Annotated in this window: 21 protein-coding genes and 1 pseudogene; 16 read left to right on the top strand and 6 right to left on the bottom strand. The window is 51.0% G+C overall.

Features of this window, described 5'->3' with window-relative positions:
- Positions 1 to 52: 52 nt before the first annotated feature.
- The 11 genes and pseudogenes from ACQYWX_RS23935 to ACQYWX_RS23985 all read left to right on the top strand — a co-directional run bounded on the left by ACQYWX_RS23935 (position 53) and on the right by ACQYWX_RS23985 (position 11,416).
- Positions 53 to 1,636 carry a hypothetical protein gene (locus ACQYWX_RS23935; protein ID WP_431686586.1) on the top strand — a complete coding sequence of 528 codons (1,584 nt, stop codon included), beginning with the start codon at positions 53 to 55 and terminating at the stop codon, positions 1,634 to 1,636.
- The gene (locus tag ACQYWX_RS23940; protein WP_431686587.1) at positions 1,633 to 3,093 is read left to right on the top strand and encodes a DUF6531 domain-containing protein; all 1,461 of its coding nucleotides are present in this window, start codon (positions 1,633 to 1,635) and stop codon (positions 3,091 to 3,093) included. The genes ACQYWX_RS23935 and ACQYWX_RS23940 overlap by 4 nt, the downstream gene beginning before the upstream one ends.
- Before the next feature lie 43 nt (positions 3,094 to 3,136).
- On the top strand, positions 3,137 to 5,980 hold the full coding sequence (locus tag ACQYWX_RS23945) for a hypothetical protein (protein WP_431686588.1): 2,844 nt from the start codon (positions 3,137 to 3,139) through the stop codon (positions 5,978 to 5,980).
- 12 nt (positions 5,981 to 5,992) lie between these two features.
- The gene (locus tag ACQYWX_RS23950; RefSeq protein WP_431686589.1) at positions 5,993 to 6,823 is read left to right on the top strand and encodes an RHS repeat domain-containing protein; all 831 of its coding nucleotides are present in this window, start codon (positions 5,993 to 5,995) and stop codon (positions 6,821 to 6,823) included.
- Between the two features lie 5 nt (positions 6,824 to 6,828).
- Complete coding sequence (locus tag ACQYWX_RS23955) at positions 6,829 to 7,401, top strand: tetratricopeptide repeat protein (protein ID WP_431686590.1); 573 nt, start codon at positions 6,829 to 6,831, stop codon at positions 7,399 to 7,401.
- A gap of 229 nt (positions 7,402 to 7,630) precedes the next feature.
- Positions 7,631 to 8,293, top strand: coding sequence for a transposase (locus ACQYWX_RS23960; protein ID WP_431689533.1), 663 nt, complete (start codon positions 7,631 to 7,633; stop codon positions 8,291 to 8,293).
- A 31-nt stretch (positions 8,294 to 8,324) separates the two neighbouring features.
- On the top strand, positions 8,325 to 8,615 hold the full coding sequence (locus ACQYWX_RS23965; RefSeq protein ID WP_431686591.1) for a hypothetical protein: 291 nt from the start codon (positions 8,325 to 8,327) through the stop codon (positions 8,613 to 8,615).
- 272 nt (positions 8,616 to 8,887) lie between these two features.
- Entirely contained in the window at positions 8,888 to 9,334 is a 447-nt protein-coding gene (locus ACQYWX_RS23970) for a hypothetical protein (RefSeq protein ID WP_431686592.1), read from the top strand.
- A gap of 368 nt (positions 9,335 to 9,702) precedes the next feature.
- A pseudogene (locus tag ACQYWX_RS23975) lies at positions 9,703 to 9,858 on the top strand (transposase); the annotation flags it as partial.
- A 217-nt stretch (positions 9,859 to 10,075) separates the two neighbouring features.
- Positions 10,076 to 10,540 carry a hypothetical protein gene (locus ACQYWX_RS23980; RefSeq protein ID WP_431686593.1) on the top strand — a complete coding sequence of 155 codons (465 nt, stop codon included), beginning with the start codon at positions 10,076 to 10,078 and terminating at the stop codon, positions 10,538 to 10,540.
- Positions 10,541 to 10,975: 435 nt separating this feature from the next.
- On the top strand, positions 10,976 to 11,416 hold the full coding sequence (locus tag ACQYWX_RS23985) for a hypothetical protein (protein WP_431686594.1): 441 nt from the start codon (positions 10,976 to 10,978) through the stop codon (positions 11,414 to 11,416).
- 75 nt (positions 11,417 to 11,491) lie between these two features.
- Here the strand turns inward: ACQYWX_RS23985 and ACQYWX_RS23990 are convergent, their stop codons facing one another.
- The gene (locus ACQYWX_RS23990) at positions 11,492 to 11,770 is read right to left on the bottom strand and encodes a hypothetical protein (RefSeq protein ID WP_127973091.1); all 279 of its coding nucleotides are present in this window, start codon (positions 11,768 to 11,770) and stop codon (positions 11,492 to 11,494) included.
- A gap of 362 nt (positions 11,771 to 12,132) precedes the next feature.
- On the opposite strand from ACQYWX_RS23990, the gene ACQYWX_RS23995 reads away from it, so the two are divergent.
- Both ACQYWX_RS23995 and ACQYWX_RS24000 read left to right on the top strand, forming a co-directional pair.
- Entirely contained in the window at positions 12,133 to 12,531 is a 399-nt protein-coding gene (locus ACQYWX_RS23995; RefSeq protein ID WP_216738589.1) for a carboxymuconolactone decarboxylase family protein, read from the top strand.
- Positions 12,497 to 12,829, top strand: coding sequence for a hypothetical protein (locus ACQYWX_RS24000; RefSeq protein ID WP_279507734.1), 333 nt, complete (start codon positions 12,497 to 12,499; stop codon positions 12,827 to 12,829). Before ACQYWX_RS23995 ends, ACQYWX_RS24000 begins: the two co-directional genes overlap by 35 nt.
- Before the next feature lie 16 nt (positions 12,830 to 12,845).
- Here the strand turns inward: ACQYWX_RS24000 and ACQYWX_RS24005 are convergent, their stop codons facing one another.
- The 3 genes from ACQYWX_RS24005 to norR form a co-directional block, all read right to left on the bottom strand.
- Positions 12,846 to 13,607 carry a substrate-binding periplasmic protein gene (locus tag ACQYWX_RS24005; protein WP_431686595.1) on the bottom strand — a complete coding sequence of 254 codons (762 nt, stop codon included), beginning with the start codon at positions 13,605 to 13,607 and terminating at the stop codon, positions 12,846 to 12,848.
- A gap of 87 nt (positions 13,608 to 13,694) precedes the next feature.
- Positions 13,695 to 14,225: a hypothetical protein gene (locus tag ACQYWX_RS24010; protein WP_431686596.1), complete on the bottom strand. Its 531-nt coding sequence runs from the start codon at positions 14,223 to 14,225 to the stop codon at positions 13,695 to 13,697.
- 93 nt (positions 14,226 to 14,318) lie between these two features.
- Positions 14,319 to 15,917: a nitric oxide reductase transcriptional regulator NorR gene (norR, locus tag ACQYWX_RS24015; protein WP_431686597.1), complete on the bottom strand. Its 1,599-nt coding sequence runs from the start codon at positions 15,915 to 15,917 to the stop codon at positions 14,319 to 14,321.
- Positions 15,918 to 16,090: 173 nt separating this feature from the next.
- On the opposite strand from norR, the gene ACQYWX_RS24020 reads away from it, so the two are divergent.
- From ACQYWX_RS24020 to hmpA, 3 genes are all read left to right on the top strand, one after another.
- The gene (locus ACQYWX_RS24020) at positions 16,091 to 16,339 is read left to right on the top strand and encodes a hypothetical protein (protein WP_216738593.1); all 249 of its coding nucleotides are present in this window, start codon (positions 16,091 to 16,093) and stop codon (positions 16,337 to 16,339) included.
- Positions 16,340 to 16,349: 10 nt separating this feature from the next.
- Positions 16,350 to 17,537 (top strand): NnrS family protein, encoded by a 1,188-nt coding sequence (locus ACQYWX_RS24025; protein WP_431686598.1) that lies wholly within the window; start codon positions 16,350 to 16,352, stop codon positions 17,535 to 17,537.
- A 174-nt stretch (positions 17,538 to 17,711) separates the two neighbouring features.
- Positions 17,712 to 18,917: an NO-inducible flavohemoprotein gene (hmpA, locus tag ACQYWX_RS24030; protein WP_431686599.1), complete on the top strand. Its 1,206-nt coding sequence runs from the start codon at positions 17,712 to 17,714 to the stop codon at positions 18,915 to 18,917.
- Between the two features lie 41 nt (positions 18,918 to 18,958).
- On the opposite strand, the gene ACQYWX_RS24035 is transcribed toward hmpA, so the two are convergent.
- Positions 18,959 to 20,188, bottom strand: a complete 1,230-nt coding sequence (locus ACQYWX_RS24035) for a flagellar assembly protein FlgT (protein ID WP_431686600.1) — start codon at positions 20,186 to 20,188, stop codon at positions 18,959 to 18,961.
- 16 nt (positions 20,189 to 20,204) lie between these two features.
- The gene (locus ACQYWX_RS24040) at positions 20,205 to 20,783 is read right to left on the bottom strand and encodes an LPP20 family lipoprotein (RefSeq protein WP_127973098.1); all 579 of its coding nucleotides are present in this window, start codon (positions 20,781 to 20,783) and stop codon (positions 20,205 to 20,207) included.
- Positions 20,784 to 20,821 lie beyond the last annotated feature (38 nt).

Genomic DNA, 20,821 nt, shown 5'->3' on the forward strand with positions numbered 1-20,821 from the left:
TACGCCAATTGAATTCAATATTTTGTTTAGTAAAGGAATTTATTCACACATCATGCTAAAGAAATCAGTTATTTCGGCATCTTTGCTATCGCTAACACTGTCCAGCTCGGCTCAGGAATATTACTGGTCTGGCGGTCCTCGCGGGGGTGAAAGCGCCAGCAGTCCAATGTCAATTTGCACAGCGCATAATGCATCTGCTGTTATTGGTGCGGGCGTCACTACAACACGAATGGAGTTTAAGCGCGATGGCGTCTTAGCCTGCCAGGGTTTTATGGGCAATGCTACGCACTGGTCTCTAAAGGATAAATATATATTTGCATTTGATGTAACTCGAAGGGGAGATGAGTGCCCATCAAATAAACAGTATGAAGAGAATACTCAAGCCTGCAACAGCCGTTCTACATACCCCAACAAGCAATGCACAAAAGGCAACCCAATAATTGTATCCAGTGGAGAAAAAGTTCAAACAGAAATTGATTTTAAAAATGCTTTTGGCCCTGGAAGCCACTACGTCAGAACTTACAAGAGCAAAGTAGAGGCGCCTCAAGCCCATGGGGCGTGGAGCCTGCCTTTTTCACGTAAAGTTATAATGATCGAAATGCCTGTCGCAGATAGTTTCGTTAGGCTTATCCGAGTGGTTAGGGATGATGGCGTTGAGTATCACTTCCAACGGAATGATACGACTGGGAAATATAGCACTTATACAGACACTCTCATTTCACTAGAGGGCTTTGTCGATGAAAAAGATAAGCCTACGGGTTATAAACTCCATCTGGGTAGTGAAGTTGAAGAATATGATCGATTCGGACGACTAGTATCCGTTTCAGACCCGTACGGCAAAAACTATAAAGTGCAATACGATACCGTTACAACTATCACGTCTAAGCATGGTCAGACTTTAACTATGGCATACAAGTCTGATCGCCAAACGATAGAAAGTATTACTCACTCGGACGGAAGAAAAGTTTCCTATACCTATAACGCAAAAGGTTTGGTGGAGACTGCTAGCTTCTATCAGGCGCCTAACTACGACGTCCCTCTACATACTAAGACCTATCACTACGAAAAAACTGGCTTCCCTACCCTCTTAACCGGCATCACCGACGAGTCGGGCGTCAGGTATGTCACTTGGGATTATGATGAGCAAGGCAGGGGCATTTTAAGCGAGCACGCCGGTAGCAATGATCGGTATCAGTTTGCCTATCCCGACGCCCTTACTACAGAGGTTATCAACCCTCTTGGCAAAGTCACGACTTATGAGTTCGAAAACTTCAATGGCTATGAACGCATCAAGGCGGTTAAGGGTGCGGAGTCCGACAATTGTCTGGCGTCCAATCGTAGCTATAGCTACAACGACCAAGGGCTACTTTCTGGAAAAGTCGACGCTAACGGCGTCGCAACCAGCTACGACTACAACGAACGCGGCCTGGAAGTAAAACGCATTGAAGCCAAAGGGACCCCGGAAGAGCGTGTGACGCTCACCGAGTGGCATCCAACACTGCGTCTTCCCACCAAGATAACCGAGCCGGATCGCATCACCGAATTCACCTACGACGATGACGGCAAACTGAAGAGTAAATCCATCCAGCCGGTTAATTCCAGTGGCTCCACCATTTCAGCAGAGAACAGTATATGAAGTATTTCATTTTATCCGTGCTCACCACCTCTTCACTGTTACTCTCACACGCAAGTGCAAAAGAGTGCGGAGAGTGGAAATATGAAGGCCGATTTTGTAATGGGTACAAGGAAGGCCCAGGATCAAGCTATAGCGACTGTGTCTCAAAAATGGATTCCAACTGGAGCGATGGGAAATTCATGAGACTTGTAAACTTTAGATATGCTGATCAGCCAGCATTTGCCATATATACCTACATATGGGAGGGGGCAAACTGTAAGCCATGTAATTATACAGAATGGAGAGCAAATAAAGGTTCTTGCATACCGCCTAGCAGTGAACCTAATGGTCCGCCCAGCTGTAAAACGGGGAACCCAATAGATATTAGCACAGGCAATAAATATCAAGAAGAGAATGATATATATTTTAGCCAAGAGCTTAATTTCACTCGATATTACAACAGTCTCGACCTTCGATGGCGTCACAGCTATTCAGCTAAGCTAATAGACTCCTGGACAAAAATTTATGTTATTGAAGACTCCGGAAGAAAAAGTGAGTTCATATACGATCAAGAAAAATCTGCGTATATCCCCATAACTCACCTTTCTACAGAGCTATATAGGGGTACAGCCAACGATGATTGGAGATTTGTCAATGAGGAAGGAAAAGAGTACAGCTTTGACAAGCTGGGTGCGCTACAGGAAATCATCTATCCAAACAAGAAAAAAATAACTATTACACGCGATCCCACTCAAAGCTTTATTGCAAAGGATGAGTATGGAAATCAGATAAAAGTGGAGCTTGATGGTGGGTATTACCTATTAAGCGCGGAACTCAACGAGAGTTTAAGAGTAGAGTATGTCCTTGACTCAGACAACCCCAACAACATCTTGAAAGCATCCAACTCAAATGGAAACGAGAAAGCTTACCATTATGAAGATACTCGCTTTCCAAATGCATTAACCGGAATCACCGATGAAAATGATGTGCGTTATGCCACCTGGACATACAATGAGGACGGTAAGGCTGTTACATCAGAACATGCAGGCGGAGTGGAAAAATCCACGGTTATTTTCAATGAGGACAGCTCAGCGACTGTAACTACTGCCCTAGGCAAGAAGACAACCTATCACTTCGAACGAATTCACGGCGTACGCAAAATTGTTCAAGTAGAAGGTCAAGAAAGTGAGCATTGCTTAGCCGCTAACTCGACCTATACCTACGACAACAAAGGTTTCGTGGATACGGTTACAGACTGGGAAGGCAGCATCACCGACTACGACCACAACGAACGCGGCCTGGAAGTAAAACGTACAGAAGCCAAAGGAACCCCGGAAGAGCGAGTGACGCTCACCGAGTGGCATCCAACATTGCGTCTTCCGACCAAGATAAACGAGCCGGATCGCATCACCGAATTCACCTACGACGATGACGGCAAACTGAAGAGTAAATCCATCCAGCCTGTGGCCGCCAATTAAGCGCACAGGGATGTTACGTTTTTGATTAAGGGTTAATACACACATGATGTTAGCAAAGAAAACCGCTTTGGCGGCGGCTATCGCCGGCGTATTCATGAGCGCCAACAGCTGGGCCGATCGCTCCTGGAGTTACACTTACAACAGCCAGAATCTGATGGAGACCCAGGACGGTCCCCGCACGGACGTCAACGACGTCACCACTTACGGCTATCATGACGACGGCAACCTGCACACCATCACCAATGCGCTGTCTCAGGTCACCACGTTGGAGAACTACAACGGAGCGGGTCTGGCGCAGAAGATTATCGACGCCAACGGCGTCGTGACCCTGTTGGAATACAACTGGCGCGGCCAGCCGGTTAAGCGCACCGTAAAAAGCAGCCAGGGCGACGCCATCACCGTCTTCGTTTATGACAAGGTCGGGCTGCTGGAGCAGATCACTCTGGCGGATGGCACCTTCCTGCATTACGAATACGATCCCGCGCGTCGTTTGCGCAGTGTCACTAACCGCGCCGGCGACAAGATCGTCTATGAAGTCGACCCCATGGGCAACCGCACCAAGGTAGAGATCAAAGACGGCGCCGAGAACCTGTTCAACGTGCAGCGGCAGGTCTTTGACGAGCTGGGCCGGTTGATACGAAGCATCACTGCCGCCAATCATGAGACCCGTTACGGTTACGACAAAAACTCCAACATGACGTCCGTCACCGACGCCAACAACCAGCAGACCGTACAGGGCTTTGACGCGCTGAACCGGCTGATCAAGGTGACCGACGCCAAACTGGGCATCACCCAGTATGAGTACGACGCTCAGGACAATCTCATTGCGGTTACCGATCCGCGCAACCTGAAGACGACCTACAAGTACGATTACGCTGGCAACATGTACGAGCAGAACAGTCCGGACACTGGCCTGACTGTCTTTATCCATGATGACGCCGGCAATGCGCTGACCCGCACCGACGCACGCGGCGTGGTGACTGAATACAGCTATGACGCATTGAATCGGGTGACGCAGATTAGCTACCCCGCAAACCCCGCCGAGAACATTTCCTACAGCTATGACGACACCGCCAACGGCAATAAAGGCGTAGGTCGCCTGACTCGCATCAGCGATCAGTCTGGAACCATCAGCTTCCATTACGACGACCGCGGCAACCTGGTGAAGGAAACCCGCGCGCTGGAGGGTCAGACCTACGTCACTCTGTATGCTTACGACTTGGCCAACAAGTTGACGGACATCACCTACCCCAGTGGTCGCATCGTGCGTTATCACTACAATGAAGAAGGTCAAATAGATCGCGTCGCGACGCTGGCCAATAGCGGAGCAGCGGAAAAGGTCGTGGTGGAGAACGTCAGTTACCTGCCCTTCGGCCCCATGCAGAGCCTTACCTACGGCAACGGCCTGACGCGCACCATGAGCTACGATCAGGACTACCAATTGACCGGTATCGACAGCAGCGTCATGCGTCGCAGCTATGGATACGATCCGCTGGGCAATATCGCCAGCATCACGGATCAGCTTGACAGCGCGCAAAGTCAGAGTTTCGGCTATGACGCCCTGTCGCGCCTGGAAACCGCGGACGGTGGATACGGCGATATTCGTTACGACTACGACGCGGTGGGCAACCGTACTGCGCGCACCCGCACGCAAAACGGTAAGACCCTGTCAGAGAGCTATGAATACGCCAGCGACAGCAACCGCCTGACCCGTGTCGACATCAATGACGACGGCGCCGTCAGTGAACGCACGTTCGCCTACACCGACAATGGCAATATCCGTCAGGATCAGAACAATGCCCGCAATCTGGAGCTGATCTACAACCAGCAGAACCGTTTAGAAGAAGTGAAGAAAGGCGGCGAGCAGCTGGCCATGTACGTACACAACGCCCTCGGCCAGCGTGTCATCAAAGTCGCGACCGACCCTGCGGCCAATGTGCATTTCCACTACAGCCAAAGCGGTCAATTGCTGGCGGAGACCAAGCCGAGCGGAGAAGTCATTCGGGAAATGATTTACCTCAACGGCATTCCTGTGGCCATGCTGGCGGAAGGCGGTGGCGGCGCAACAACGCCTGTGTCCGACATCATCGTCGACAACCATGACAGCGGCGTCACCACTGTCGGAGCTTGGAGCGCATCCAGCTTCTCCAGCGTCCGCCATGGCGCAGACTATCAATACGCCCCTGCAGGCAGCGGCGGGAAATCCTTCACCTGGAAACTCCCCGTCAGCAAAGCTGGCGTCTACAAAGTCTACGCCTACTGGAACGCAGGAGACTCCCGCGCCAGCAACGCCACTTACAGCCTGCAGACCAGCGCCGGCGCGCAAAGCATCATCGCCAACCAGCAGCAAGGCGGCGGCTGGGGATTACTGGGCTCCTACTCTCTAAACAGCGCCGCCGCCATCACGCTGAGCGATAACGCTAACGGCTTTGTGATTGCAGACGCCATCAAGCTGGAATGGGTCGGTGCGACCGCAACACCAGACCCTGCTCCCATTACGGTAGACAATAACGACGCCGCAGCGACGCAAACCGGCGGCTGGAGTATTTCCACCTTCTCTTCCAACCGTTATGGCGATAACTACCATTACGCTCCCGCCGGGACTGGAAGCAAAGTCTTCACCTGGAGCCTCGCCATCGAGCGGGCAGGCAATTACCGCGTTTACGCCTACTGGAACGGCGGTTCAACCAGAGGCAGTAACGTGAAGTACGACATTCAGACCCAATCAGGAACGCAAAGCGTGCAAGTGAACCAACAACAGGGCGGCGGCTCCTGGAGCCAGATCGGCGTATTCCCCCTGGACGTCAACGCGAAAGTATCCGTCTCTGACAACGCCAACGGCTACGTCATTGCAGACGCCATCAAAGTGGAATGGGCCGGCGAGTAAGGAGTAACAGACATGAAAAGCCTAAACCAATTAACAACGATTTTTTTCAGCGCCCTATTCTCACTGGCCACCCTGCTCAGCGCACAAGCGCACGCGGAAGGCGACCTGTACTTTATCCACTCAGACCACCTGGGAACGCCTCAGGCGATGACCGACAGCGCACAAAATGTCGTTTGGAAGACCCAGCAGACGCCGTTTGGGGAGACAGTGGAAGAGACGAGTTCAGTGGTTCAGCCTCTACGTTTTCCGGGGCAGTATGCTGATCCAGAGTCAGGATTAAGCTATAACTATTTTAGGGACTACGATCCAAGCTTGGGTCGGTATGTGCAGAGTGATCCGATTGGATTGCAGGGAGGCCTGAATACATATGGATATGTTGGAGGAAGGCCGTTAATTTTTATCGATCCACCCGGACTACAAGCAATATTCAATAAGGACGGAGTAACATTTCATGCATATCATAAAGGAGATGGATCCAATGAAACAGCAAAACAAGGACCGCATGGAGATTACCACGTTCATATAAATGGCGGCAAAAAGAAAGTAGTTGTCATTAAAAAAGATGGTAACGGTAATGTGACATTAATTCCCGAAAACCCAGAATCTTTAACGAATAAAGAAAAGGCGGTACTAAACAATTTAACCGGAAATGAAATGAAATATTTGCGAAAGGCTTGCACCGAGACCTTTCATAACAATGGAACCGACAAAGTTCTTAAGAAACTTTTCAAAAAATATGTGGGGAGTATAGCCGGAGGTGCCGCTAGCACAGCAATTCTTAGGAATACTCATACAGAAGCTTGCAGCATGGATTATTTAAATCAAATTCCATTTTGTGACTAGTTTTCATGACAAATATTAAAGAAAATGAGCTTTTAGACAAGGCTGAAGAGGCCTATGAGAAAGGTAAATCAGGACTTGCAGTAAAAATTTATACAAGACTTTATGAACAGGGTTATGAATCAGCCTGTCAGGAGCTTGGGTTTATTTTTAAATATGGTGGCGGAGATATAGAGAAAGATGAAACAAAATCTCAATACTGGTATCAAGAGTACTTAAGACTTTTGTCGGAAAAATCTTTGCGTGGAAACTTAACTGCTTCGTTAAAACTAGGCTTACTGTATTTACATGGAGATAACGTAAAAAAAGATAACAAAAAAGCCACTAAATTAATTAGAAAGGCAGCTGAAAATCATTTACCAGAAGCTGAATTTCAGCTGGCATGCATGTTTCTTCATGGCTGGGGGGGGAACAAAGTTGACATTCCTTTATATCAAAAATGGCTAGACTTAGCAGTGCAATCGGAGCATTTGGAAGCTATGTATACAAAAGCCTTAGATTGTGGAGACCTTAGTTTGATGGAAAAGGCTGCTCGTGGCGGCTTTTGGCCAGCTCAAAGCTATATTGATAAGCTAGGATAACGGTTGAAAAATGGTTTAAAGAAAGTAACACTATACACTCAATCTTTAAAGTTCCGATGGGAGAGCCCCCGTCGGGACTTCACCATTTCTACCGACGATCAATCAATAGGGTCAGAGTCATTGATCCTTACATGCTTAAGAGTTAACCCACCAGCCTCGATTTCAGAAACGGATTATTCTGATGGCCCGTTTACCTCGCCTTTAACTCTCGGGCTGTGCTCACCACATCATTCAGCGGGGCAACAATCGTGAACCCTGCTTTTACGATGAGGCGGACTACAAGGCTTATCTCTCTTTTCTAAAGGATGCGGCAGACAAATATCAGGTCGACATCCATGCTTTTGTCTTGATGACCAACCATGTTCATATGCTTGCCCCCCCTGTAAACGACCAGAGAATAGGTCGAATGATGCAGGCGCAAGGACGCAAGTATGTTCAGTACTTTAACTACACCCATAGCCGCACCGGCACTCTGTGGGAAGGACGTTACAAGTCCACCTTAGTTGATTCTGAGACATACCTGTTAACAGTTTGCTATATTGAGCTAAACCCTGTCAGAGCGGAGATGGTGGAGCATGCTTCTGAGTATCCATGGTCAAGCTATCGGCACAATGCCCTTGGAAGAATGATTCAGTTGATCAGGCCGCATTCGATTTACCAGCAACTGGGTAAAACGGCGGAAGAACGCCAGAAGCATTACCGACTATTATTTCGTGGTCGGATGCCAGAACAAGATTTATCTGCGATCCGGGAAGCGACTAACAAGGCTTGGGTGTTGGGTAATGATCGTTTTAAGGCTGAGATAGAAGCCAAAACTGGAAGGCGGGCAAGGCCATTGGGACGAGGAGGAGATAGGAAGTCTGAGAAATTTCACGTGATGAAAGATCAATGACTCTGACGCTATTGATAAAGGAAGCTTTCAAGTGAAACATGAGAGAAATACCAAAACTATTACCTTGACAACAATAATTGCTTTATTAGCAGGAGCTGTTTTATTCTCCCCTTTTTGGATGTTTCTTTTAGTTCTTGAGTTTAATAGCAACCCTGCTCTTAATAAGACTTTTTACTCTTATCCTTATCGCATAACAAAAACTCTTTCTGATGACAACTCATATCGAAAGGCTTTTGAGGCATACTCACGTTGGATTTGTGACAACCACCCTAAATGTGCGATTGATAAATCAGCACAAGAAAAAGATAATCCCAAACTTTAATATTTCCGCCATCGAGATTCTACACCAGCCCGCCTCCTTCAGCCTAGTTCAACGGTTCTGGTGGAGCTGGTAGGCGTGGTAACCCTCGCGGACCTTGAGGCGGCGTTGGGGGAAGGGTTTTGACAGGCGGTCGGCCCGTGCATGATGCGGCTTAGTCATAATAACCTCTTATTCAGGTTGTTGTGATTAGCTGGGTGGGTGGCCGCCCAATCATCCAGTGCTTTAAAGGATCAATGACTCTGACCCTATTAATGCTATCTATCCAGGTTTGTATGAAAACTCTTAATAAGCCGTTTCTTTTATCAATATTTTCAGGGCTTTTCTTGGCGCTTAACTTTTATATGTTTTTCTTCTATTACTTGTCTCCAGAGTTTGAGTGGAAGTCGCTAGGCTACCAACTTAAAAATTATGCTGAAAATGGACTACTGTTTTTTACGATTGGCTTTATTATTTCAACTTTTATCAGCATAGCTATAGGCTTCCCGTTGTATTTATTAGCCAAGCATTATTCTTACGTTAATTACGCAACCAGTGGAGTTGGGGGGATGACTGTAACTATTACGCCTTATGTTGTTTGTGTTTTCCTAGGGTGGAATGTTCCAAATATGGCGGAAACTTCTGGTTTGATTGTAATTCTTGTGCTGGCTATATGTGGAGGCGCCAGCGGAATTTTATTTCACTTTCTTAACAAGATAGGCAAACCAGCTGCGAATGATTGATGGCGCGGCGCAGCTAACAAGTCGATCACAACTTTATAGCCACTACCGCACGAGTTAGCGCATTAAGCACCCACCTCAAACAACCCCACTCTCCCCCTCAAAACTCATCTCCACGAAGCTGCGTACGGTGACGCCTTCTGATAATCTTTGAATCCCCCAGAATCAATCATAATACGGCAGCCCAACTCAGCAGGAACACTTTTCATGGAACAGATGACTTTTTCCGAAGCCGAATACCAGAATAAAAAGCGTAAGACCCGCCGAGAAATCTTTCTGGACCGGATGGATAAGCTGATTCCCTGGGAACAGTTAGAGAAGGTCGCCCGTCATTATCCTAAGGGTGAGAATGGTCGGCCGCCGTATCCGTCATCCGGGCCAAAGTGGAACATCCATGCCGCTACATCAAGCAAGTGTTTGGTTATGACAAAGTCCGCTATCGAGGCATGGCGAAGAACAGAAATCGATTATATCAATTGGCGGCCTTCAGTAATCTTCTTATGGTGTGGAAAGAGCTGCGGATATAGGGGGATAGGCCCCAGCTTCCGCCCTGAGAGGGGCGAAAGTTGTTGGAAAAAAGTCATATATGGTTGGGTCAAACGCACAATGTTGATGGATATTGGGATAACCATGGGTTATTCAGAGGCTCCCTAGCAGTAACATCTAGCCTATTGTCTTAAAAGTGTCCAATCAAATATCATCACCTTTATGCATTAAATCATTCTCAAAGCGGAACCAAAAACAGTGTCAGAGATAATTGAGTTTACACTTTCTTTTATAATATTTTCAGCATTAAGCGCCATCATTTCAGCTACCTTTTCTAAGCTAACAAATTTAGATAAAAGATTTATTTACGGAGTTATAGGTCTAATAATTTTCTCTTCATATTCAATGGCAGTGACATTTCCTGTAGCAACAAGTGGTATAGACATACGGTTTGTGTGCGACACATATGACATAGCAACTTTAAACAAAATCAGAGCGCTATATCCAAACAGTGCAATTAATGCCTTCGCCTACCTAATATCATCACCAGCCATTGCTCTAGCGATGTTATTTCTTTCAACATTATTTTTTATTGAGGGCAGCTATATTCCAAACAAACCGCACATTGACAAAACAGTTAAATATTTATTAATTTTCATGACTTGCATTTCACTTACCTTCAGCTCTGAGTATACCGAGGCCGTATATTGCGCATTAGAGTGACCTCAAACTCAAATTTTCACTGCCCAATTTAGAATATATTATGAGAAAGTGTCCTTCATGCTCAACACAGTCAATTTCAAGCTATAAAATCGCCATCTCTGCAGTTATCCCAGGGTACTCAGTGCATTGCGCCAACTGTTATACGCTAGTAACCCCCTCCATTATGAGAAGAGGGATAATCTTCTGGTATATTGACCACATATTATCCAGCATCGTTATATTAGCATTAGCGCTTTACAGCTTAGTAAGCTTCGACAGCATATGGATTGCGTTGCTAGGCTTTAGTATCTTTTTAGTCATCAAAGGTGTTATCTACTCAAGAACGAAGCTAGTAGTTTTAATAGAGTGAGCTAAAACTTTTCTCAACAGCGAGATTCTTGACTCACTCCGCATTCATTCCAGATCGCCCAAACAGCTAATAGAGGCAACAACACAATGAAAACCACCAGCGATGGTATAGATATTTACGAATGGGAAACCATTGTGGAATTAGCCAGCGAAATCGCCAACATGACAGCAATTGACGTGAATGCTTCATTGATAGAAAGGAAGCTTCTTTTAGAACTTGATAAACTAGAAGAAAAATATGGCCCGCTACCGTCTATACTCAGCACGAAGGCGGAATACATAGATGAATTCAGGCTAAAGCTTACATTACTTAAAGAAGCATACATAAACTCTTGCGAAATAAGTGACCTGAATAACAGAGCATTCATAAGCAGCACCATTGCAGAGTTATACATCGATAATTGTAACGATATTGTCCGCTCAAAATACTGGCTAGAGAAATTCAGGAAGGATTTAGAGAACTATCCGGAAGATGATTATTTAAATAAGCTTTATCTGGAGCTTTCGGCGAAGTATCGCGATCTTTGATGGCGCGGCGCAGCTAACAAGTCGATCACAACTTTATAGCCACTACCGCACGAGTTAGCGCATTAAGCACCCACCTCAAACAACCCCACTCTCCCCCTCAAAACTCATCTCCACGAAGTTGCGTACGGTGACGCCTTCTGGTAGTTCCGGCACTCTAAGGGTGTCCAGGTCCCAGACTTTTTCTCCGTCGATGGTGACTTTCAGGCTGCTGCCGCACCAGGCGTAAATGGTGTAGGTGTCGTCTTTGATCCGCACTTCGAATTGGCCTGCCGTTTCGCTGTCGGCAGTGAATAAGGCGGTTTTTCCCGGGGGGACTTCCACTTCAAGAGCCCAGGGCTCTATCCATATGGTCATTGATTTGCCTGTGGGATTCAGGATTCGCTTTTCGTCTGTGTATATCATCGGGCGCTGTCAGGATTTCGTCTGAAAACGAGCCGCAATAATACATCATTTTTCGTATTTTGGGACACTCGCTACATTACAGACGGTTTTTTCTCTTTGATTCAACGGGTTGAAGTCAAATAAAACTGAGTTTCCCGCCCTCTTTGCTTTTGCCGCAATGTTCTAACCGACCACTCTTTAGGCGCTAAAAAATCTAAGAGCAAGCTTTTGAAAAGTAGACGTTTTTTAAGCGCGAGCCACCGCCCGGGAAAAACCGGTTACCCCCGGTGTTATACTGATTTGGCTTCCCTAACGGGGGAGAAAGGGGGTGTCACATGACAATTCAAGAAACCTATCGAGAAATCGAGCAAACCTTGGGACTGGTTCCGGAATGGATAAGACAGATGCCCGAAGGCGGTGTGAACGGCTTTTGGACAATGGCGCGGGATTTCTGGCTGTCGGAAACCAAAGTCCCCAATAAATACAAAGAACTGATTGGTCTTGCTGTGTCCGGCGCGACCCGCTGTAAATACTGCGCGTTATTCCATACCGAAGCCGCCCGGCTTTTTGGAGCCACTGACGATGAGATCGCCGAAGCCAGCCTGATGGGCGCGCTTTCCATGATGGGCAGCACCTTTATCAACGCCCAACAAATTGACTACGACACATTCAAACAGGAAACGCTTGATATTGTCCGCCATGTTAAAAGCCAGCAAACCTCTCAAGCGGCATGAAGCGTTAAAGGACCCTACGTTATTGCGATTGGAGCAGGATAAATTGATTCAACACACCGCCGGAGGTCCCAAGACCTCCGCCCGGTGGCAGGCCGCCGTGATGCGGGCGACCGGCGAACTGATGCAAAACCCGGAGTACGCACAGCCAACCAGCCAGGATCTGCGCATCGCCTACGCCAAAGCGTTGTTCAGTATTTACGGCGATACCGTGACGGATCTGGAGCTGACTGAAATGCTCCTGGTTTTGTGGCGCATCGAAATGGATAGCCTCTCCCCTGTTCAGCATTCGCAGAGCTAAAGAAATCCGCTGAGAATTAACGCTCTCCCAGCCATTTCTGGGTAATGCGCTGCATGCGCCCGTCCCGCTTCATTTCATCCAGAGCATCCTGCCAAGTCTGAATCACGCTATCCGGAACCTCTTTGGAGAAGGCGATATATTTGGGCTGTTCCTGGATGACATATACGATTTTCATCAGTCCGGGATCTATGCCCTGCAACCTGGCGGTAAATACGCCCACCACATCCACCGTCACCCAAAGATCCAGATAACCCCGCACCAAATTACCCGGATTAAACTGCTCACTCCCCGGGCTACTGACCAGATTGGCGAAGCCTTGTCGTTGCAACAGCTTTTCAGCGGAGTACCCCTGTACCGTACCGATGCGAGACACAACACGGGCGTCGTCCATGTTGTTGATCTGAACATTGGAGTCTTTAGCGGCGAAAAACACCAAGTTAGAAATCGCCACCGGCCCCACCCACTTATATAACGACTCTCGTTGTTCTGTGCGAGTGACTGTGAATAACGCCGCGTTGGGTCTGTTGGCAAGATAATACAGACCCCGTTTCCAGGGCGTGGATTGAATCGGATAGGACTCGCCTACCGTTCGCATGATTTCCTCAACGGTTTCAACCGCCATGCCTTTGGCGACGCCATTTTCCGTATAACAGAAGGGAGGATATTCAGAGATGTAGACGTCCAACGTCGCTGTCGCGCTTCCCGCCGTTTCAGCATGAGTTGGCAGGGCGCGACATAGCATCAACACGAAGAAACAGCACCAGCGTGAGACCAGCATGACTTCCCGCCGCAAAATTCATGGGGGTGGCTATAAGTCTAGCCTTTGTCATATCACTGTAAAGTCTTCGAGGCGTTCGGAGCCCCTTTAGACGAGGCTCTCCACGCGCTGCAAAAACGCGCTCGCCTCGGGTTCAGGGCCGTCTCCCATATTAGCGTGAGAATCGCCGCGCCACTCACACATAACGGTACGCAGTCCACCTTCCGTGCTTACGCCATGCTCTAAGGTGAAATAACGGAATGGAGGCTTCCCATTTTCCACGTTCATATCCGGTCCCGCCGTCAGCACTATCGCCACCAGCATCGCCTCAGCGACAGCTTTGGCCTCAGGCATTTTCATTAGAATCGTCGGATACTCCTTCACCCGTAAGGTGGCGAATTCGATGTCACCGGGATCAAAATCCGCTTTGCCCTCCGCGTCGCAGTTTTCGCATACTTTGGACCAAAGAAAATCCACCAGGTGCGATCGCTCTTCAGTAGGGATCAAGGCGAATAACTGCAACGGATCGCTTTCGCAAAACTTGCGCATGGCGATGTGGGCGAACATGTAATGATGCGGCCTGGGGTCGCTCAACAGTTCGACTTCATTCTGACCCTTGTTTTGCTTTTTCCAGAACATAAACGACTACTCCAGTTTTCGATTTCCGGTCTTTGTTCGCGCGCTGTTGTTTATTGCGAACGGTTGTTTATTGCGAACTATTGTTGTTGCGAACTACGGTTTGTCGCGCACGACGGCATGCCGCCTTTCCACATGAACGCCCAGCCGTTTGGCCAGCCTGATAAGGTTTGCGCGGTCCAGAGACAGAGCGCGGGCGGCGGCGGCCCAATTGCCCTGCTCTTCGGTTAAAGTGCGATGAATCAGTTCGCGTTGAAACCGTTCTGTTTCTTCTTTCAGGTTAACAGGCTTATACGATGAAGCCAGCTCAGAGGAGACAGTGTGATCTGACTGCGACATAGTTGAGGAGGAAAGCGGAACGGAAAGATCACAGTGCTCCGGCAAGATCGTCACAATCCGCTTCCCCGCCTGCTCGCTTCTGGCGCGCAGGGCCGCACGGCTGATGGTGTGCTCCAACTCGCGCACATTTCCCGGCCAGGAGTAAGCCAGCAACGCCTCATTCACCGCCGGCGCCAGACGAATCTGCTCCATTCCCAGCTTGCGCCGCGTCGCAGCGATAAAATAGCCTGCCAGCAGCAAGACGTCCTGGTCCCGTTCGCGCAACGGCGGAACCTGAATGGGATAGACGCTCAGACGATGATATAAGTCTGCGCGAAACGTTTCTGCTTTCACTTCCCGCGCAAGATCCCGATTAGTGGCGGCGATCACCCGCACATTCACTTTCTCCGGTTTATCCCGCCCCACTTTCTGTACTTCTCCGCTTTGCAGCGCTCGCAGCAGTTTGCTCTGCACCGCCAATGACAACTCGCCGATTTCATCGAGAAACAGGGTGCCTCCATCCGCCAGCATGAACTTGCCCATACGATCGCTGTTAGCGCCGGTGAAGGCGCCGCGCACATGACCAAACAGCTCGCTTTCCGCCAGGGCGTCCGGCACGGCGGCGCAGTTGACGTATACCAGCGGCTCATTGCAGCGGGACGACTGCATATGCAAAGTGCGGGCGACCAGCTCTTTCCCCACGCCAGTTTCCCCGGTCACCAACACATTGAAGTCCGAGGACGCCACTAGCCGGATTTCCCGCCGCAACTGCGCCATGGCGGCGCTTTCGCCTATCAGCTCGCCGCCGTCACGGCTCAATGCCTCCTGGGTCAGCGCCAATGCTACTTCATGGGCGTGACTGGCCTTGTACTCCAGCATGTTCAGCAGTTCGGCGGATCGTAGCGTCGCAGCTGCGAGAGCATTAAGAATGGATAGCGTCTTCTGGGAAATATCGTCAAACACGCCGGCGCTCAGGCTGTCCAGCGTCAGCAGGCCGATCAGGCGATGGTCCGAGTACAAGGGAAATCCCATGCAAGCGTGCACCGGCAGATCCCCTTGCGTCGCCAGCAGCAAGCCGTCATAGGGGTCCGGCAACTGGCAGTCGGCGGCGAAGCGCACCGGTTGGCGCGACTGGGTCAGACGTTCGAAACGCGGGTGTTCATCCGCCTTGAAGCGCCGTCCCAGAATATCCGGAGACAACCCCTGCGCCGCCAATGGAACCAGCACATCCTCGCGCAAAGCGAGCAGCGCCACCGCATCACAGGGTATGGCGTGGCGCACGGCGCTCAATAAGCGATCAAAGCGGTCTTCATTGGTCAGGCTATTGGCGAGATCAACAGCGATCTCCACTAACACGGAGAGAGGCGCATCGGTCATATCAAATAAACCCTTATATGTCTTTTAGACTCGATTTATCAGGGTCATTTTAACCCTCCCGCCGCTTAAATCCAGCGCTTTTCCCTTTAATTTCAGGGCATTCCAAACTGGCAAAGCAATTGCAAATACAGAATCAACACTTCCGGTTAATACGCATCTTGAGGAGGAATGCTATGAACCAGGCCAACGCAACCCTCGACGGTTTCGCCGCCAGACTGATGAAGATTGGCGACAGAACGCTGGTGACGTCCATTTTCGTTATCGTCGCCACCGCGCTGATTTGCTACCCCTACGCGGACAACTTCAGCATCGGACAACAAGTCGCCGCCCATATCACCATGGTGGTGTCAGCCGGCGCTCTGAAACTGGGCTATGTTTTACGTCTGATCGGCAATCGCCGCATCGCTTTGAATGGAGGCTGATTAAAATCTCATGACCTCAATCGTCAGCGACCGCAACCCGCGCACAACCCTGCCATTACTGGGTTTGGCGTTCCGCCCCTTTTTTCTGTTTGGCGCGCTGTTCTCCGTTGCCGCCATCGCCTACTGGATATTGCTGCTGAATGGCTCAGCGCCCTGGCTCACCGCCATGTCGCCGGTCGTCTGGCACGGCCATGAAATGCTGTTTGGGTTCGGCGGAGCGATAGTCGTGGGATTTCTGCTTACGGCGGTGCAGACATGGACCGGCTTGCCCAGCGTGAAAAACAAAGCGCTGGCGACATTGGTTCTGCTCTGGCTGACAGCCCGCGTCGCCTTCTTTCTCGGAGGCGACGCGCTACGCCTGGCGATTGTCGCGGAGATATTGTGGTGGGCCCTGTCGGCGCTGGCGTTCATCAACTTACTGGTTCGTTCAGGCAATCACCGCAATCTGATCATCGCTCCGGTTTTGATATTGATGGCGACACTGGACATCGCTTCCATCGCCGCCAGTGATGCGGGACTGGCTCTGCATCTCCTTAATACCGGCGTCCTGATGATGGGTGTCTTGATCACCCTTTTAGGTGGCCGGGTCATTCCATTTTTCACACAACGGGGACTTGGCATTGACGCAATCACAACTCCCGGCTGGCTGGAAAAAGCCCTGGCGCTGCTGACGCCTCTGACGGCGCTGGCTTTTTTCAACGAACGCTTTCTCCCTTCACTGACGCTAGTCGTAGCGATGTTGTTACTGGCGACAGGCGCGCTACAGCTATTGCGGATCGCGCACTGGCGCAGCCTGAAAACATTCGGCGCGCCGCTGCTGTGGTCGCTGCATCTCTCTTATCTGACCCTGGCTCTCGGGCAGACAGGCATGGGCCTGAGTCTGCTGTCACAAGGCGTGCACTTCGCAGACGCTTTGCATCTGGTGACCGTCGGCGCCATCGGCGGCATGATTCTGGCGATGATGTCCCGGGTCTCATTGGGACACACCGGTCGTCCGCTACAGCCCCCCGCACTGATGTCCTGGGCGTTTGCGTTGATCCTGGCGGCGGCTGTGGTGCGCGCAGGGCTACCGTTGCTTATGTCGGCTCCCGCCGCCTGGCGCATCTCCGCAGCGCTTTGGGCGCTGGCTTATTTGCTGTTCGTCATTCATTACGCCGGCATTCTCAATGCGCCGCGCGCAGATGGAAAACCCGGTTGAACGCCACTGCCCGCCGCCCACTGTGGACAAACATGAAACATATTGATTGACCTGATTTTCACCTAAGCGCGCAGCGGTTTTCTGTAGCGCGCTTAGTTACACCACTGAACGCGTCATGACTCATGACGCAACACGACATCCATAACGCTATTTACCATCCAAGAAGGAGTTAGAGTGTTAGATTCCAACACTATCGCAACCATCAAAGCCACCATCCCGGTATTGGAAAGCGGGGGCGTGGCGATCACTGAGCATTTTTACCGCAGATTGTTCAGCCACAATCCCGAGCTGCTGAATATTTTCAACAGCAGCCACCAGCATTCAGGCGGGCAACAGGTCGCCCTGTTCAACGCCATCGCCGCGTACGCCAAGCACATTGAAACGCCGGAAGCGCTGCAAAGCGCCGTCGAGCGCATTGCTCACAAGCACACGAGCTTCAATATCCAACCCGCGCAGTACGACATCGTCGGCCATCACCTGCTGGAAACGCTGCAGGAACTGCTTGGCGACGCATTCACCCCTGAAATCAGAGACGCCTGGACCAAGGCCTATCAGTTTCTCGCCAGCATTTTCATTGCGAAGGAAAGCGAGCTATATCAGACGCGCGCCAGCGCCCAAGGGGGCTGGAAAGGAACTAGGACGTTTATCGTGCAATCAAAACAAAAGGAATCCCAGCTGGTGACCAGCTTTGTATTGGCGCCCAAGGACGGAGACCCGGTCATCGACTTTCAACCGGGTCAGTACATCGGCGTCAAGGTCAAACCCACCGCCGATGGTTATGCGCAGATTCGTCAGTACTCTCTGTCGGCAGCGCCTAACGGCGCCACATACCGCATATCCGTAAAACGGGAGTTCGGAGAACAGCCCGGCCTGGTGTCCAACTATCTGCATGATCATGTTCAAGAGGGAGACGCGCTGGAACTCATGGCGCCCGCTGGCGACTTTGTTCTGCATGAAGAGCGTAGCCGCCCCACCGTCCTGATTTCCGCCGGCGTCGGCCTGACGCCGATGATGTCCATGCTGGAACGTTTGAGCGCGGCAGACGACGATGCGCCGATTCACTATCTGCACGCCTGCGAAAACGGCGCGCAGCACAGCTTCAAACATCGCCTGGGCGACTTGTTGGGCATGAAGAAAAACCTGTCCGCGCATGTCTGGTATCGCGCCCCCCGCAGCGAGGATCAACTGGATCACGACTATCAGGCCCAGGGGCTGATGGATATTCCCAGTGTTGCGGCAACACTTCCTTTGGCGCACGCGCGCTTCTATCTGTGCGGCCCCACGCCATTCATGGCCATGGCGAAAAAGCAGTTACTGTCGTGCGGCGTGGATGCGGAACGCATCCACTATGAGGTATTTGGTCCGCATAGCGATCTGTAAGCCAGGAATAGGTAAACCAGTAACAGGTAAACAAGCACAGATCACCAGCGGATCAGGACATCATCCATCTGAATGTTCAGACGGGTGGGATCAATATTCAGACGGCCAATGGAAAACTCAGGCTGCACCTGATCCACCTGCAAGGCCAGTTTGACATCGCGCAGCTCGGTTCCCTGGAACCGGGTTGCGTCAAACAACTGCCGTGAACGATAGACCTGGAAAGTATCCCCTGGGCGGATGCCTGCATTGGCGCCCGCCTCAAACATGATCTGACGCCCCTCCACTCGCGAGATGCGAGTCATAAACGGCTGGCAGGACACATTCTCTTCAATGTCGCCCGCCATGCTCATGAGCGCCCGTTTCACCGCCCGGCCATACTCCATTTCGTTAAACCCGGCGGACAGCAACCCATAATGTTCATCCGCCCGCGCCTCCCAATCGGCGCCGGTGCGATAGCGCTTCTGAAACAGAATGGCGCCGCTAAAACCATCATGGATAAACATCTCCACATCGAATACCCGGTAGGTATCCTTCAAACCCACGAAGCGCAGCGTATTGTTGAGAACGGAGCGTTTCAGCCCTTCCGGGTCGCGCAGAGTCATGTTCCTGACTACGCCGGACACCACAAACTGCACGCCAAGATCCCGTGACGCCGACACCGCTTTAGTCAACGTGCGCTGCTCCGTCTCATGGGTGGGCGCATTAGCGAGTTCATCGTACAGATGCAACTGACTGGCTTCATGTACCGCCAGACGCGGAGAAGACTGCAAAAGCTGATTGAGGTAACTGGGAATATCTCGCTCTACTCCATATAAGCCGCCGACGGAGGCTTGTCGGGGGTCCTGCAGAGAGAAAGACAACAGCGCCAGCTTGCGCCGATAGGCATTGACGGAGGAGCCATCGCACAACGGCTGCTCGTACATATCCGCATCCACGGTTAGCACTAATGTGTCGTCTTCCACCTCTTCGCTAACCGGAACGACTCGCTTGGCTTTGGCGCGGCTGCTCACGCTCACGCTGGATTGGGTTAAACGCCCCAACTCCATCTGATCCGTGCTGGAGACCTCCGCCCCAAACATCAGCGCCGCCTGCCGCAAAGCGTCTTCCTGCGCTGTCTTGCGCGCCTGCTGGTAATCGCCCCCGTATATTAACGCCCGCCCCGTGACTCGCACCCACTCTGCATGCGCCGCTCCAGCGCCCAAAGTGAGCAGCAGCCCGAGCACGCCGGACAATGACAGCATCGACAGTCTTCGGTTGAATAACAGCGTCATGATAGGCCCCCGGGTTTCACTTCTTCACATCGCCATCCAGAAAGTACAGACCGGTTCCGGTGCTGCTCCCCGCTGCGCCTGCCGGAGAGTCCATACTGGCACGCAAGTCCGGGTCGCTATGGGGCAACGGCATGCGGCATTCTTCGGTGTAGCGGAAGTAGTTGACGTTGGTCAGGCAGCGGCGAAATCTTGCCTCCAGCACCACCTCCAGAACCGTCTCAAAACCACCGCCCTGCAATTCCGACACGCTCATCACCCTGGCGCCGCGAATCACGCTGTCCACCATGGTTTTGAAGCCGTCATTCTGCATCACCAGCGCTTCCACCGTGGAAGAGCCATAGATCACCGTTCCGTAGATGCGCTCCGCCAGAGCGCGATAGGCGTCCAGCTTCGAAGCGCGCATCGCCAGCAGGCGGTGACGCTGGGACGTGGCGTGGCGGGGGTCCTCATAGGTGGCGTACCCTGACACTCTCACCACGATGGGGTCTTTGCCGATGTTATCGTCAATGGGCTCTTGTTTCTGACCATACAGCCCACAGGCCGACAACAGGCTGGCGAGCGCCGCCAATACAACTGCTTGAATCTGCTTACTCACGCTGGAAGCCCTCAGTACCAATACAATTCCTGCGGCGA

The organism is Hahella sp. NBU794, from assembly GCF_050749805.1.
Lineage (GTDB): Bacteria > Pseudomonadota > Gammaproteobacteria > Pseudomonadales > Oleiphilaceae > Hahella.